Origin of the sequence: Lactobacillus colini, from assembly GCF_017874575.1 — a bacterium.
Classification (GTDB): domain Bacteria; phylum Bacillota; class Bacilli; order Lactobacillales; family Lactobacillaceae; genus Lactobacillus; species Lactobacillus colini.
In genome coordinates this window covers 35,466-48,577 of record NZ_JAGGLU010000001.1, presented here as the reverse complement: position 1 = coordinate 48,577, position 13,112 = coordinate 35,466, and the positions used below count along the sequence as shown (strand labels likewise).

The window sequence follows — 13,112 nt, the reverse complement described above, 5'->3', positions numbered from 1 at the left end:
GAAACTCTTTATATTACTTGTGCTTTTGCACATAACTACAGTAGCAAACTAAATTGGTATCGTCAATATAATTAGCTAATTATTTTAATTATTTTGAAAAATTTAGATATTTTTTAGAATTTATTTTAATATTTTATTCATCTGCTTATGCTGACGTAGTTATTGCATTTTATGATAATTATTTATTCAAGAATTCAGTTACTTTTTGATATATTGCATCTGCGCAATTCGAATCCCTAATTGGGTCAAACCAGTCGACCGATAATTGATGTTTAAAATAAGTCAATTGTCTTTTAGCATATTTGCGTGAGGCTTGTTTAAGCTTAGAAACACATTCTTCTAGGCTTCTATCACCTTGAAAATAAGGAAAGAATTCTTTATAACCAATTGCTTGAATTACTTGATGCTCACGTTTGCGATTTTCATAAATCAGCTTTGCTTCATCCAGTAAGCCACGCTCCATCATTATATCAACCCGCTTATTAATTCGTTCATAAACTATCTTGCGATCAGTATTCAAACCGATGATTAAAGCATCATAACGCGGTTCAATTTGACTTTGCTGCTGAGAGAATAACTTGCCTGTCCTAGTAATTACCGTTAAAGCCCTTAAAGTACGGCGGCTATTAGGAACGGCAATCTTGCTCGCAGCTTGGGGATCAAGCTTATTCAATTCATTCCATAGCTGCTGAGGACCATAATCAGCTAAGTATTGTTCCCATTTAGCGTCAACGCTGGTCTTGTACTCTCCAGGCTCACCTAACTGCATCTTATTAACTAGAGCATTAATGTAGAATCCGGTTCCACCAACAACTAAGGGGACCCTGCCAGTAGCTACAATCTCATCAACTGCAGACGTTGCAGCTTTAACAAAGTCTTTAACTGAATATTCCTCAAAGATTGACTTTTCGTTAATAAGATAATGTTTTACCTGGGCTTGCTCTGCTGCAGTTGGCTTAGCAGTCCCGATTGATACTTCTTGATAGATTTGCATTGAATCACCAGAGATAATCTCAGCATTAATCTTAGGTGCTAAGTTAAGTGCTAAATCTGTCTTACCAATTGCCGTTGGTCCAACCATAATAATTATTTTTTGCATATTTAAATCCTTTATTTAGTATAAAAAGACTGTTAGAATCATAGTAAATAGATAAATTCTAGGAGGTATACCGTATGGCTAAGAAATTTGGTGCTGGTGTTGTAACTGGCGTTGCTGCTACTATTGGTGCACTCGCTGCTGGCTTATTAACTTATAAAAAGAAAGTCGTTGAACCTAAAGAGCAAGAAAGTAGCAGAATTGAAGAGAACCGCAAGCGTGCTAACCGTAAGAGCTTTGCTTCACACCAAGCTTAATAATATATAAAGAAAGAGGGTCTAAATAAGATCCTCTTTTTGTTTAATATTTGGAAGTCTTAGTTTGACCCTTCCAGCCATCGAAGCCATCTTTAAGCCAGTAAACCTTCTGATAACCGTTCTTCTTTAAAATCTTTACCGCCCTAAGAGAAACTGATGGTGTATCTGAATAGATATAGACTGGTAAATCAGGCCTAATTTCACTATATTGATATTTAAACATAGTCATCGGAATGTTTCTTGCGCCTAAGATATGCTTTCTTTTGAAAGGATTCTTCTCGCGGACGTCAATAATCTGAGCCTTGTGCTTACCTTTTTCAAATTCTTCATTAGTAATTGCACCGCCAACACGCTTCTCTTCAATCTTAATCCAAAGCCAACTGCCGGCAATTGCCAAGATAATGATAATTAAAATTAAATTGATAATTCCCCAAATATTCATAAGTTCTTCTAAATACCCTTCTTTAGTCTAACAATATTATGATAATCCATTATCGTGATTTGTGCTAGAGGCTTCTTTCTCTTCTTCAATTTCATGTTGATGACGCAAAATTAACTTAGCAGTCATGTATTCTTTTTCAGAGATTACACCAGCTATGTGTAAGTTGTCTAATTCGAATCCCATTAACTCAATGTCCCACTTGCGTTTACCAACATGAACTAAAATATTGAATCGCTTAAGCAATTGTTGTACATCATATAAAGTCTTCATTAGTTACTAATCACCATTCCTTGGTGGACACAGAACACGACATAAATTATTAAAGCAACAGCAGCTAGAACCCTAAGCTTATTATGATACTTACGCAAGTATTGGCTACCAAAGACTATCGCCAAAAAGAAACCAGATACTAAGCCACCAATATGTCCTAGGATATCAATTCCACTAGCAAATAAGTCTAAGGCAATATTAATCACCGCTAGAGCGATTGCCTGCTTACCGAGGTAAGTTATCTGAGGAACTTCACGATTAGCAAGATAGATAGCGATAACTGCACCGAATAAGCCAAATAGTGCAGTTGAAGCGCCAGCTCCAATCGTAGCATCACTACCTAAGCTTAAGCTCAATAAGTTACCACCAACTCCGGCTAAAAGATAGATAATTAAAAAACGCCAATGACCTAATAATTGTTCTAAGAATTGTCCTAAGTAATAAATCATCACCGCATTAGAAGCAATGTGTAACCAGCCAATATGTAAGAATTGAGCAGTGAATAAACGCCACCATTGACCCTTAATGACGACTAACTGATTATTCATTGCTCCCATTCTAATTAGGGTATTAAGATCATATGACCCACCCATAAAAGTTTCAATTAAAAAGACACCAAACAAAACGATTAAAATTGCTGTTGTAATAAAATTTTTTGAAAATTTTTGGGAATTTGAACTTTCCATACATTCCTCCCACTAAATTGTTATGTAATTCTTAATTGGAATATCTGTCTGCTCAATAGACCAGATAGTATGTTGAAATAACTGTTTAGAATTGACTAAAGAAACAGTAGTTAAATTTCTTTCAGCTAAAAAGCGATCATAATATCCACCACCAAAGCCTAACCTTGCAGACTGATCTTGTCCATATGCTAGTAATGGTACCACAACTAAGTCTAGATTATTATCTACTATAGCATCAGGTTCATGATTCTCTTTAACGCCGAACCTGGTCATTGTTAATTTAGTCTGATATGTGAACTTAGTGAATTCCATTTGACGTTCAGGCAGGCAGCGCGGAAGGTAGACTTCCTTACCTGATACCCATAATTGCGCAATAATTTCTGAAGTATCTACTTCAAGGGGTAGCGAAAGAGTCAGACCAATTTTTTGAGCGTTTTTTAGCAAAGGCGATTGTAAAAACTTTGCGGTTAAAATTTCATCTTCTTGCTGCTTTTCTTTAGTCTGAGAAAACTCTGTTAGAATCCTTAGTTGCCTCTCCCTAAGTTGACCCTTTTCCATTAAGTACCTCGTTTTTTATAAAAAAAACAACAGGCATTACCTGTTGTTTTTAATTACTTAGTTTCACGGTGAAGTGTTGCTTTTCTTTCAACTGGGCAATACTTCTTTAAAGTTAAACGTTCTGGATGTTTACGCTTATTCTTTGAAGATAAGTAACTTCTGTCACCACATTCAGTACATTCAAGGATGATATGTTCTGCCATCTTTTTCCACCACCTATTTGATTTTTATATCGACTGTTAAATTATATAACTTTTTGAATTATATTTCCAGTATTTTAAAAAAATCATGTGTGACAGTGTTCAATCATTGATTTAATTCGAGATACTTTTCTGCATTTCGTAAATCTTCAATTGATAATTGCCCAGGGGCAGAAGTCTTACCTACTGCTCCAAAAGATAAACTCGATCCAAACACTTGTCCAGCTATTCTCGTAACTTTACCAATATCACCCATTGCCATAGTAATTAACGGATTAGCTAATTCATTATTAACCTCACTAGTAGCGCTTAAAAGTGTTAACACATCTTGATTATTGTGTGGCATGCATGCGAGTTTTGGAATATCTGCACCTATAGCAGCCATCTTTTTTAAACGAAACTCAATTACATCTTTAGCAGGGGTCTTTTCAAAATCATGATTACTCATAATAACCACAACGTTGTAATTGTGAGCAAGATGAACTAGTTCCTCTACCTTAGCTTCATCATGAAATAGTTCAATATCTACTGCATCACCTAGGCGCTTTTCGATAACTAATTGAACCAAGTTCAGATAATCATTTTCGCTTAATTCAAGAACACCACCTTCATTTTTAGTTCTAAAAGTAACTAAAATAGGCAAATCTACTACAACTTCTCTAAGTTTTTTAGCGGTAGATATTAACTTAGCGGCATTCTTAATACCTTGTGAATAATAATCAATTCGCCATTCCATTAAGTCAGACTTAGCTTTCAAAATTTCTTTAGCAGAAGATAGAATATCTTCTTCAGTTTGACCTACATTAGGAACAGCAATTTTAGGTAATCCTTCACCCAAAACCATATTTCTAATTTTAACTGTTGCCATTATCTAATCCTTACTACTTATTCTCATCTTCGAACATAATTTGACGAATGTAGTCTGTTGGCATATCCTTACCAGTCCATAGCTTAAATGCAGCAGCACCTTGTTCAATCATCATGCCAATACCATTAAAGACATGCTCTACACCAGCTTTTTGAGCAACTTTCATTAACTTAGTTGTTCGTGGAGCATAGACAGTATCAAATACCACCATATCCTTATGGAACCATGATGGATCCTCTACCAAAGTCATATCTTCTAATGGCTTCATGCCTACACCAGTTGCATCACAATAAATATCTGATTCGGCGATGGACTTTTTAAATGCATCCTTATCAGCTAAGTCTGTTAGAGAAACTTTACAATCAGTATTTTCACGAATAGTCTTAACATTCTTCTCTGCTTGAGGCCACTTATTATCTTTAATATTAAAGATTCTAATCTCTTTAACTCCATCTAAGGCAGATTGAACTGCAATTGGAGTTGCAGCACCACCAGCACCAGTTAGAGTCATAACCTTATCCTTAACGCTAATATTTTCATCCTTAAGTGCTTGGACAAAGCCAATACCATCAGTAGTGTAACCAGTTAGAACTCCATTGTCATTAACAATAGTATTAACTGCATCACACATCTTAGAAGCTGGAGATAATTTATCTAAGTACTTAATGACTTCCTTTTTATTCGGCATAGATACATTTGAGCCACGCATATCTAATGTACGAATAGCATTAACTGCACCTTCAAGCTTATCATTGCCAACTTCAAAGCAAAGATAAGCATAATTTAGACCTAACTTTGCAAATGCATTATTATGCATAGTTGGTGACATTGAGTGTCGAATCGGATACGCCATTAATCCAATAAGATAAGTATGTCCATCTAACCAACCGGTAATGGGACCATTTATACCTGTAATTTTGTTTTCCATAAATACCTCCTTAAACTGCTTTATACTTTTATTATCTAGCCTCTTATCATGTTAACGCTTGCAATTATCTGGATAAATAGAATAATATTATTTTATTAATAAAATTATTCTATTGTTTATTTTAGATTTACGAATTCTTTGAGGTAATATATGAATTTGAGACATTTACAATTCTTTATTGAACTTGCCAAGACTCAGCATATGGCTAAGGCAGCTGAAGCCCTAGGTATTTCTCAACCATCATTATCATATGCAATCAACAGTTTAGAACAAGAATTAAAGGTTCCTCTTTTTGAAAAAGATGGCAGAAATATCAAGCTAACTAATTATGGCCAGATATATTTGCAATATGTTGAAGCCAGCTTAAATACACTTAACGAAGGAAATGAATATATTAATGAGCTGCTTGACGTTAATAATGGACACATTAATATTGGTTTTACGTTTACAATGGGACAGGATATCGTTCCTAGATTGATTACAGCATTTAAAAAGGAACCTAAAAAAAAGAATATCTCCTTTTCATATTTTCAAGGGACAACTTCAGAACTAATTGACCAGTTACTTGATGATAAATTAGATATAGTCTTATCTTCCATGCCTCCACTTCAATCTCGCGAGCAGCTCAATATAAGACATCTCCTAAACCAAGAATTATTAGTAGCAATCCCTAATGAGTATCCATTTAAAAATAACACCACAATATCATTATCAGAACTAGCCAAATACCCATTTATTTTATATTCAAAAAATAGCGGTTTAAGGTCAGATATAGACAGATTATTATCAGCTGCCAAAGTTAAACCTCGAATTCAATTTGAATCTCTTGAAGACAATTCAATTATTGGCTTTGTTCATTATAATTTTGGAATAGCAATAATTCCTCATCTGCCTAATCTAGTTAACGACCGTGTTAAATTACTCCATTTAAGTGACAAGCAGAATTGGCATAGACTTTACTGCATTACTAGGGCTAATCACTTTTTAGCACCTTCAGCAGCGTCTTTTCAAGATTTTATTCAAAAATATTGCCGTTTTAATTATCTTGATCAAAATAGATTAATTTAAAAATAGCTGATAGTTTTTTACTTTAAAGTAAGTACTAACTATCAGCTTTTTTCTAGTAATTACAATTATCAGCTGCACTGGTCCCGGCTACAAAGCCTGATGCATACGCCCAAGAATTCATCATACTAGGCATAGAATCATGACCATTTGCTCCACCTATAATTTCGCCTGCAGCATAAAAATTATTCACAGTATTAAATTTTGTATCAAGTAACTGCATTTTCTTATTAGTTTCATAACCACCCAGGGTAGTGCAGAATCGTAACTTTTGTTCAATTATGTAGTAAGTATTTCCTTGATATAAGTGCATGAATTTAGGATCTCTGCCAAATTCAGAATCACGTTTAGCTTTAACATACTTGCTGTAATTTTCTAAAGTATTGAGCAAATTAGAATAATTAATATTTGCTTTCTTGGCAACAGTTTGGAGATTACCTTTAACTAGCACTGGACTCTTTTTACCATCTAAATTAAAGAAGGATTGTACTTCCCCAGCTGTAAAACCGTATCTCAGCATGACGTCATAGAATTTATTCCACATTCTTTGATCCATGATAATATAAGCTGTTTTGTTTTTTTGCTTATTTATAGCATCCCTAAAATGTGTATATGGTGCTGATTCATTAACTATTCTATTCCCATTTTGATTTATGAAAATAGCTCCCATATCACTTACTGCCTTAGTAGAATAAGTAGTTAATTTGGCAATTCCAGGTTGTACTTCAATACCATGTGGATAAACTTTATACCAGTCAAGGTTGCGAGTAACTAAATTCATATTCTTAGCAAAGTCGAAATAATCACCCGTTGATGTCATTGGACCATAATATGGAATATCTGTTTTTTTAGCTTTATAATCTCTAGCTCCCCAACCACCTGCAGCTAATATTAGCGACTTAAAATTAACTTGTATACTTTTATGTTTCCCTTCTGCAACTAAAGAAACTAAGTTGCCATTATTATCTTTATTTAATTCCTCAACTCTAGCATCAAGTAAGATTTTTCCACCCTTTTTTTGAAATGCTTTAGCAACTTTCATTATTAACTCATATGAGCTTTCAGATGGCATTTCAATTTGTCGATCAACTGAGTGCTCAATAGTTTGTATTTCAGATTTTTGATAAGTAAGACCAGCAAATTTTGAAATAAAGTCAACTGCTAAGCCAATATTATTAGCGAGTAATTTAGACAGATCAAGATAATTAGTTCCTGAACTCTCTCTAGTGATATCCCTAACCAAAAGTTCTTTAGAATCCTTTTTAGCTTCTTTTCCCAATACATTCTCGGCTACCTTTGAGCCAGTGGCAACTACATTAGAGCCATTTAGAATAGTTGCACCACCTAAATAACCGTTCTTTTCTAAAACGATGACTTTTTTACCCATTGATAATGCTCTACAAGCAGCCATTAATCCAGCTATTCCCGAACCTATCACAGCTACGTCAGTATTTAAGATTGTCTTGCTATACTTTATTGCTTGATGATTACTTCTAGGTGTAATATTTGAATTTCTCAGTGCTTTTGATCCTGATTCAGTAATTGCTTTAGTCATGATACTTGCACCAGAAATAGCGTCAACATCAAATGTTTGCTTATCTAAAATATTTTGCTTTAATTGTGTAAAAACTTGGTTAAATATCGCTGGCGTTTCAAAGCTTTTCGTTACTTTTATATCATTGATATGATTGTCTGTAACATCAATATCAAAATCTATTTGACCATTTTTGCCTTTTGCATGAGTTTTAATTATTTCTTTTTTCATAATAGGTTACCTTTCAAATATTTTAACCGCTTTCATTATATTTGAATTGTATCTATCAAAAAATAAATAAATAATTTAATATTAATAGATTTTATCTATTAGTGTTTATTTGATTAAATTAAAAACTGCGTTTCTACCTGAGTAAACACAATATCCCGCTTCTGAGCCCGGGACATTGACCCCATAGGTATCTCCAACTAATACTGCAGAACCATCACTTCCAATAGCATATAATCCACCAATAGGATGTCCGTTATTGTCTAAAACTTTATTTTCAAAATTTACTTTTAAGCCACCTAAAGTACAAAATGCTCCAACACCCAATTCAAAAGCATAAACTGGCCCGTTTGAAATTTTATGCAAATAATTCGCTTTTTTATAAAAATCTGTATCCCTTCCCTGCTTAACTAAATCGTTATAGTGTTTTACTGTAATTTCTAGATTATCTAGTTGCATCTTTTTAGCTAGTTCTTTAACTGTATTTGCCTTAAATAAATATGGTTTATTTGACTTTATATCAGAATCAAGCTCAGCTAATAAATTTTTATAATCATAATTTCCTTTAAAAGCATGTTTAGCTAGAGATTTAAACTGTGTTTGATCAAGTATTGCATAAACCTTCTCTTGCCTAATCAGTGTATTACCAGCTATCGCCCAGATATCCGTACAATCTTCATTAGCAAATCGCTCACCATTTTGGTTAACCCATAATATAGCTTCATGGGTAACTGCCCGATTTATTGCTCGTTGCCAATTTTTATAACCAGCTACTTTAGGCTCATAAAGCTGTCCTCCAAACATCATTACTGTTCCCATTCCAAATTTTTTAGCTCCAACATTCCAAGCCAGATTTAAACCATCACCTGTATCCTTTCCTGAGTTAACCGGAATTATACGGTTAGAATTATGGTTATTATTAGAATCTAATAATTCAGGATTATTTAAATATCCACCTGTAGCTAAAATAACATTTTTGGTAACTATACTCTGCTCAGTATCACTTTCAAAGTCCTTAAGCAATACTCCGTTTACTATGCCTTGTGAATTTGTCTCTAATTTAATTACTCGACTTGATGTAATTATTTCTACACCATGTTTTTTAGCAACTGGTAATAAACCATGATTAATAGCTTGTTTTCCATGTCCTTCAAATAAGTGCCAAGTATCATCTCCAGTGCCTAGAGTTCTCATTTCAGAAATTCTGGCGCCATATTTTTGCAGCCATTCAATATTTTTAGCAGATTCATTAATATAATTTTGCCAAATCTTCATATCTGCTAAAGCATGAGTCCATTCTCTTTCTTCTTCTATGATTTTTTGAGGATTAATATCAACTCCTCTTTCTTTTTGCAATTTTGATCCTACAGCAAAAACTCCTTCCACATAATTACCTGTTCCGCCTAAAGTTCGTCCTTTTTCTACTAATAAAGTCTTAATACCTAATAATCCGGCTTGTACAGCAGCTACTGAACCTGATAGACCCGCACCAACAATTGCTAAATCATATTCTTTATTCTTTGCTAACATAGCTCTTCTCCAATCTATTTATATTCAGTTTATTATATAGCCATATAGGTAATCGCTTTCAATAATAGGAACTAGCTTTTTTGATAAAATTTATCTATATGTTTTTTAACACAAAGTAATATTATTAATTTTCTACAATTAATTGATTATTTCTATCATTCATAAATTTATTTTATTAATTTCTTTAAGATTTCTTATTTTTGTGCAACCGATTACATTGTATTCTGGATACGTAAACAATTTATAAATTATTTTTTGGGAGATTAAATATGGCTATTAATAAACGTAGTTACATAAGTACTGCAATTGCCGTTTACGTTTCTTTTCTACTCTGTGGGATTGATATGTCAATTACAGCACAATATAAAGTTCAATTAGCTCAAGTATGGGGACAAGGAAGCAATATTTCATCTGTTCTAACGGTAAATTCAGCTGTAGGAATCGGCGGAATTGTTGCCAGCTTATTTACAGGTGTGATTTCTGACCATTTTGGTAGAAAGTCTTCTGCAATTATCTCTTCATTATTATGGGCAGCTTTCGCTTTTGGGATGCTTTATGCACCTAATATGGGGCTAGCTTATCTTGCTGGCGTTGCCGGAGGAGTTGCTAATTCCTTTACTAATGCCGCTTGGACACCATCAATGATGGATGCCTACCCTAAGAAGCGCTCTTTAGTAACATTATTAACGAAATTTTTTGTTAGTTTAGGACAATTCATTTTGCCATTTATCATTGTAGCCTTAGCAGCAAGTAAGATTCCTTTTTCTGTTGCATTTAACTTTTTGGGTATTTTATACGTTATAATTGCAATTATTAGTATTTTCTTACCTTTCCCTGAAGTTGGAGCAGATAATCAAGCTAACTCAAATGAAGGCGAAACTGATAAAAAAGCCAAATTAAGGATTACTGGTGAAACAATTGCTTTAGCATTAATGGGTTTTAGTTCCACTGCTGTATTCATGATTTGGACACAAACTAATCAAGAACTTGGTAAGCTTTATGGCTTATCTAATCCTGCATTACTTCAATCAGTATACGCAATAACTTCACTTATTTCTGTTTTAGTTACTTCATGGATGGTGACCAAAGGGCTCAAAGAAACAACTGTCTTAATTTTATATCCAGCATTTTCTGCAATTGCATTATTACTAGCCTACTTTATCCATAATGGTGCTCTATTGTTCTTAGTTGCAGCATTAATGGGCTGGTTCGCTGCTGGTGGATTAATGCAGTTAGCAGTTTCATTACTTTCTGGGTTATATCCATCTCATAAGGCAACCGCCACATCTGCTATTGGACTAGCTAATGGTATTTCCAACTGGGGTGTAATTCAAATTGCCGCAATTATTACTGCTAAGCTTGGTCAAAATGCACCTAGAGATATTTTGCTATTTAATTTCATCATTTGTTTAATAGGTATTGTGCTTGCCTTAATAGTTCGAAAATATCAATCCGCTCGCATCAAAAATGGAATTTCCAACTTAGAATAAATATTATCTGAAAGGATTTAATTATGACTGAAAAAAATATCACCATTAAAAGAGATGGCTTAAATCTAGCCGCGAAAATCTCATTGCCTAATTCTGACAACTATGATGTAGCTATTTTAGCTTATGGATTTGTTGGTATGATGGATCCTAAGGTTAATGACTTATTGCCTGTAATTGCTCAGAAATTACAAGAAAAGGGCTTAGCCACAGTTAGATTTGACTTTAATGGACATGGTGAAAGTGATGGACCATTAGACAATATGTCAATTTATAATGAATTAGAAGATTACCATGCAGTATTACAATATGTTTTTGATAACTTTGATGGACTAAATCATCTCTACTTAATTGGTCACTCCCAAGGTGGAGTATTATCATCGATGATGGCGGGATTTTATCCTGATAAAGTAGCTAAACTAGTAATCATGTCATCCGCAGCTACATTAGTTGATGATGCTAGAATTGGAACTTGCATGGGCGTAAATTACGATCCTAATAATATTCCAGAAAAAGTAGACTTTAAAGACTTCAAACTAAATGATTGGTACTTTAGAACAGCTAGATTCATCAATAATTATGATATAGCACAAGCCTTCCGAGGTCCTGTCTTAGCACTACACGGTGAAAATGATCAGGTTGTCAATAATTATGCCAGTCGTCATTATCAAGCAATCTTCGATAATTGTGAATATCATTTAATTAAGGGAAGCGACCATGGTTTACATCAAAATCGTGATGAAGTTTACACTAGAGTCGTAGATTTTTTGACTAAGTAAGCAAAATATTAATAATTGCCTTAAACAAAAAAACTTCTGATATATCAACGTTAATAAACGTCGATTATTAGAAGTTTTTTATTACTTTAAATTTTTACTCAATGCTCCACACACTAATACCTAATCTTCAATTTCGCGCAAAATCTTTTCACGCAAAGCTTTAATGCGTTTCATGATTGATCTCCACATAAATTTATTATTTTGGCGATCAAAGTAAGCATAGCTCTCAGCCCTATTAATATACATCAGTGCTGTAAGATTATCTTTTTCAGTTCCAATGCCATTAAAGTAGCAAACGGCTATCCGATAATAAATATCTGATTTGATATCTTCATCTGTTCCACTATCTTCCGCAAATCCTGCTGCTTGCATATAATTCAAAAATGCTAAATTACCATTTTTAGCAACAAAATTACCATACAGGTAACTATCGCCCACTTTATAAAAAGCATTAGCATTCCCAAGAAGAGCAGCTTCACTATAATAATAGAATGCTTTTTCAGTATCTTTTTCACCAGTTCTACCGTATTCATAAATATAGCCTAAGTTACAAGCTGCTTGTGCATTGTGCAGATTGGCAGATTTTTCATAATATTCTTGGGCTTTTTGGTAATTTCCTTCACGATAAGCTGCTGCTCCAATATCTAACAATTCATCTGATTCGTTATAGTCCTTATTCATGTTTTTCCTCTCTCATTAGCTTTTACTAAAATTATACTTCATGATAAAACTGCTAATAAACAAATAATATCAGCAGTTTTATTGACTTAAAATAAATCATTATACCCATAATAAGGTAAATCTGGATCTGTCAAAGGATGAGGATTATAATCATCAGGAATGAATCCATACTCAAGAATGAATTGAACTATTGCTTTAAGTTCTATTTTTAGATCGGGTCTATCTTTTTTCCATCTCTTAATATCTTCTTTAAACTCAGGATCGTAGTGAATTTCATACTTATCATTCATCACTAAATAAATCCTTCATCAATTCCTCTGTATCAGTAAACTTTCGCGCAGTATTTGGAATAATCTCTTTCTCTTCAACATAAGCTCTAATCAGTGCCTTTTTTGTCTTCTCATTTAAATGAAAATTAGCGTTTTTGCATAAATGGCTCATTTGAATATTTTCTAAATAGATCTTTTAGAAAGTTATTTACAAATCTATTTAATATAATTATA

17 protein-coding genes are annotated in these 13,112 nt (G+C 33.5%); 4 read left to right on the top strand and 13 right to left on the bottom strand.

Annotated elements, in window-relative coordinates; genetic code table 11:
• Positions 1 to 178: 178 nt before the first annotated feature.
• Positions 179 to 1,099 (bottom strand): tRNA (adenosine(37)-N6)-dimethylallyltransferase MiaA, encoded by a 921-nt coding sequence (gene miaA / locus J2Z60_RS00245; RefSeq protein WP_209685170.1) that lies wholly within the window; start codon positions 1,097 to 1,099, stop codon positions 179 to 181.
• A gap of 74 nt (positions 1,100 to 1,173) precedes the next feature.
• Here miaA and J2Z60_RS00240 point away from each other — a divergent pair, with 74 nt between their 5' ends.
• Complete coding sequence (locus J2Z60_RS00240; RefSeq protein WP_209685168.1) at positions 1,174 to 1,353, top strand: DUF3042 family protein; 180 nt, start codon at positions 1,174 to 1,176, stop codon at positions 1,351 to 1,353.
• A gap of 43 nt (positions 1,354 to 1,396) precedes the next feature.
• On the opposite strand, the gene J2Z60_RS00235 is transcribed toward J2Z60_RS00240, so the two are convergent.
• The 7 genes from J2Z60_RS00235 to J2Z60_RS00205 all read right to left on the bottom strand — a co-directional run bounded on the left by J2Z60_RS00235 (position 1,397) and on the right by J2Z60_RS00205 (position 5,305).
• Complete coding sequence (locus tag J2Z60_RS00235; RefSeq protein WP_209685166.1) at positions 1,397 to 1,795, bottom strand: rhodanese-like domain-containing protein; 399 nt, start codon at positions 1,793 to 1,795, stop codon at positions 1,397 to 1,399.
• A 36-nt stretch (positions 1,796 to 1,831) separates the two neighbouring features.
• On the bottom strand, positions 1,832 to 2,065 hold the full coding sequence (locus J2Z60_RS00230) for a YqgQ family protein (RefSeq protein WP_209685164.1): 234 nt from the start codon (positions 2,063 to 2,065) through the stop codon (positions 1,832 to 1,834).
• Complete coding sequence (locus J2Z60_RS00225; protein ID WP_209685162.1) at positions 2,065 to 2,751, bottom strand: rhomboid family intramembrane serine protease; 687 nt, start codon at positions 2,749 to 2,751, stop codon at positions 2,065 to 2,067. The genes J2Z60_RS00230 and J2Z60_RS00225 overlap by 1 nt, the downstream gene beginning before the upstream one ends.
• Positions 2,752 to 2,763: 12 nt before the next feature.
• Positions 2,764 to 3,309, bottom strand: coding sequence for a 5-formyltetrahydrofolate cyclo-ligase (locus J2Z60_RS00220; RefSeq protein ID WP_209685160.1), 546 nt, complete (start codon positions 3,307 to 3,309; stop codon positions 2,764 to 2,766).
• A 53-nt stretch (positions 3,310 to 3,362) separates the two neighbouring features.
• On the bottom strand, positions 3,363 to 3,512 hold the full coding sequence (gene rpmG / locus J2Z60_RS00215; RefSeq protein WP_209685158.1) for a 50S ribosomal protein L33: 150 nt from the start codon (positions 3,510 to 3,512) through the stop codon (positions 3,363 to 3,365).
• Positions 3,513 to 3,615: 103 nt separating this feature from the next.
• A complete protein-coding gene (gene aroD, locus J2Z60_RS00210) occupies positions 3,616 to 4,377 on the bottom strand; it encodes a type I 3-dehydroquinate dehydratase (RefSeq protein WP_209685156.1) in 762 nt (253 codons plus the stop codon).
• 13 nt (positions 4,378 to 4,390) lie between these two features.
• Positions 4,391 to 5,305, bottom strand: coding sequence for a shikimate dehydrogenase (locus tag J2Z60_RS00205; RefSeq protein WP_209685154.1), 915 nt, complete (start codon positions 5,303 to 5,305; stop codon positions 4,391 to 4,393).
• 150 nt (positions 5,306 to 5,455) lie between these two features.
• Between J2Z60_RS00205 and J2Z60_RS00200 the strand changes: the two genes are divergently transcribed.
• Entirely contained in the window at positions 5,456 to 6,373 is a 918-nt protein-coding gene (locus J2Z60_RS00200) for a LysR family transcriptional regulator (RefSeq protein WP_209685151.1), read from the top strand.
• Between the two features lie 52 nt (positions 6,374 to 6,425).
• Here the strand turns inward: J2Z60_RS00200 and J2Z60_RS00195 are convergent, their stop codons facing one another.
• Together J2Z60_RS00195 and vprA are read right to left on the bottom strand one after the other, a co-directional pair.
• Complete coding sequence (locus J2Z60_RS00195) at positions 6,426 to 8,135, bottom strand: FAD-dependent oxidoreductase (RefSeq protein WP_209685148.1); 1,710 nt, start codon at positions 8,133 to 8,135, stop codon at positions 6,426 to 6,428.
• Positions 8,136 to 8,240: 105 nt separating this feature from the next.
• Positions 8,241 to 9,662, bottom strand: coding sequence for a vinyl phenol reductase (gene vprA, locus J2Z60_RS00190; protein ID WP_209685146.1), 1,422 nt, complete (start codon positions 9,660 to 9,662; stop codon positions 8,241 to 8,243).
• A 269-nt stretch (positions 9,663 to 9,931) separates the two neighbouring features.
• On the opposite strand from vprA, the gene J2Z60_RS00185 reads away from it, so the two are divergent.
• A complete protein-coding gene (locus J2Z60_RS00185) occupies positions 9,932 to 11,152 on the top strand; it encodes an MFS transporter (RefSeq protein ID WP_209685143.1) in 1,221 nt (406 codons plus the stop codon).
• A gap of 23 nt (positions 11,153 to 11,175) precedes the next feature.
• On the top strand, positions 11,176 to 11,928 hold the full coding sequence (locus tag J2Z60_RS00180) for an alpha/beta hydrolase (protein ID WP_209685141.1): 753 nt from the start codon (positions 11,176 to 11,178) through the stop codon (positions 11,926 to 11,928).
• Positions 11,929 to 12,048: 120 nt separating this feature from the next.
• On the opposite strand, the gene J2Z60_RS00175 is transcribed toward J2Z60_RS00180, so the two are convergent.
• The 3 genes from J2Z60_RS00175 to J2Z60_RS00165 form a co-directional block, all read right to left on the bottom strand.
• Positions 12,049 to 12,609: a tetratricopeptide repeat protein gene (locus J2Z60_RS00175; protein WP_209685138.1), complete on the bottom strand. Its 561-nt coding sequence runs from the start codon at positions 12,607 to 12,609 to the stop codon at positions 12,049 to 12,051.
• An 86-nt stretch (positions 12,610 to 12,695) separates the two neighbouring features.
• A complete protein-coding gene (locus J2Z60_RS00170; RefSeq protein ID WP_209685134.1) occupies positions 12,696 to 12,902 on the bottom strand; it encodes a type II toxin-antitoxin system RelE/ParE family toxin in 207 nt (68 codons plus the stop codon).
• The gene (locus tag J2Z60_RS00165; protein WP_209685132.1) at positions 12,892 to 13,050 is read right to left on the bottom strand and encodes a hypothetical protein; all 159 of its coding nucleotides are present in this window, start codon (positions 13,048 to 13,050) and stop codon (positions 12,892 to 12,894) included. The genes J2Z60_RS00170 and J2Z60_RS00165 overlap by 11 nt, the downstream gene beginning before the upstream one ends.
• Positions 13,051 to 13,112 lie beyond the last annotated feature (62 nt).

What these genes read in the sequence shown, in the direction of transcription:
- J2Z60_RS00175 (WP_209685138.1), bottom strand. Translation starts at nt 12,609, where the DNA reads ATGAATAAGGACTATAACGAATCAGATGAATTGTTAGATATTGGAGCA.
- J2Z60_RS00230 (WP_209685164.1), bottom strand. Translation starts at nt 2,065, where the DNA reads ATGAAGACTTTATATGATGTACAACAATTGCTTAAGCGATTCAATATT.
- J2Z60_RS00180 (WP_209685141.1), top strand. Translation starts at nt 11,176, where the DNA reads ATGACTGAAAAAAATATCACCATTAAAAGAGATGGCTTAAATCTAGCC.
- miaA (WP_209685170.1), bottom strand. Translation starts at nt 1,099, where the DNA reads ATGCAAAAAATAATTATTATGGTTGGACCAACGGCAATTGGTAAGACA.
- J2Z60_RS00185 (WP_209685143.1), top strand. Translation starts at nt 9,932, where the DNA reads ATGGCTATTAATAAACGTAGTTACATAAGTACTGCAATTGCCGTTTAC.
- aroD (WP_209685156.1), bottom strand. Translation starts at nt 4,377, where the DNA reads ATGGCAACAGTTAAAATTAGAAATATGGTTTTGGGTGAAGGATTACCT.
- J2Z60_RS00240 (WP_209685168.1), top strand. Translation starts at nt 1,174, where the DNA reads ATGGCTAAGAAATTTGGTGCTGGTGTTGTAACTGGCGTTGCTGCTACT.
- J2Z60_RS00220 (WP_209685160.1), bottom strand. Translation starts at nt 3,309, where the DNA reads ATGGAAAAGGGTCAACTTAGGGAGAGGCAACTAAGGATTCTAACAGAG.
- J2Z60_RS00225 (WP_209685162.1), bottom strand. Translation starts at nt 2,751, where the DNA reads ATGGAAAGTTCAAATTCCCAAAAATTTTCAAAAAATTTTATTACAACA.
- rpmG (WP_209685158.1), bottom strand. Translation starts at nt 3,512, where the DNA reads ATGGCAGAACATATCATCCTTGAATGTACTGAATGTGGTGACAGAAGT.
- J2Z60_RS00195 (WP_209685148.1), bottom strand. Translation starts at nt 8,135, where the DNA reads ATGAAAAAAGAAATAATTAAAACTCATGCAAAAGGCAAAAATGGTCAA.
- J2Z60_RS00205 (WP_209685154.1), bottom strand. Translation starts at nt 5,305, where the DNA reads ATGGAAAACAAAATTACAGGTATAAATGGTCCCATTACCGGTTGGTTA.
- J2Z60_RS00200 (WP_209685151.1), top strand. Translation starts at nt 5,456, where the DNA reads ATGAATTTGAGACATTTACAATTCTTTATTGAACTTGCCAAGACTCAG.
- vprA (WP_209685146.1), bottom strand. Translation starts at nt 9,662, where the DNA reads ATGTTAGCAAAGAATAAAGAATATGATTTAGCAATTGTTGGTGCGGGT.
- J2Z60_RS00165 (WP_209685132.1), bottom strand. Translation starts at nt 13,050, where the DNA reads ATGAGCCATTTATGCAAAAACGCTAATTTTCATTTAAATGAGAAGACA.
- J2Z60_RS00235 (WP_209685166.1), bottom strand. Translation starts at nt 1,795, where the DNA reads ATGAATATTTGGGGAATTATCAATTTAATTTTAATTATCATTATCTTG.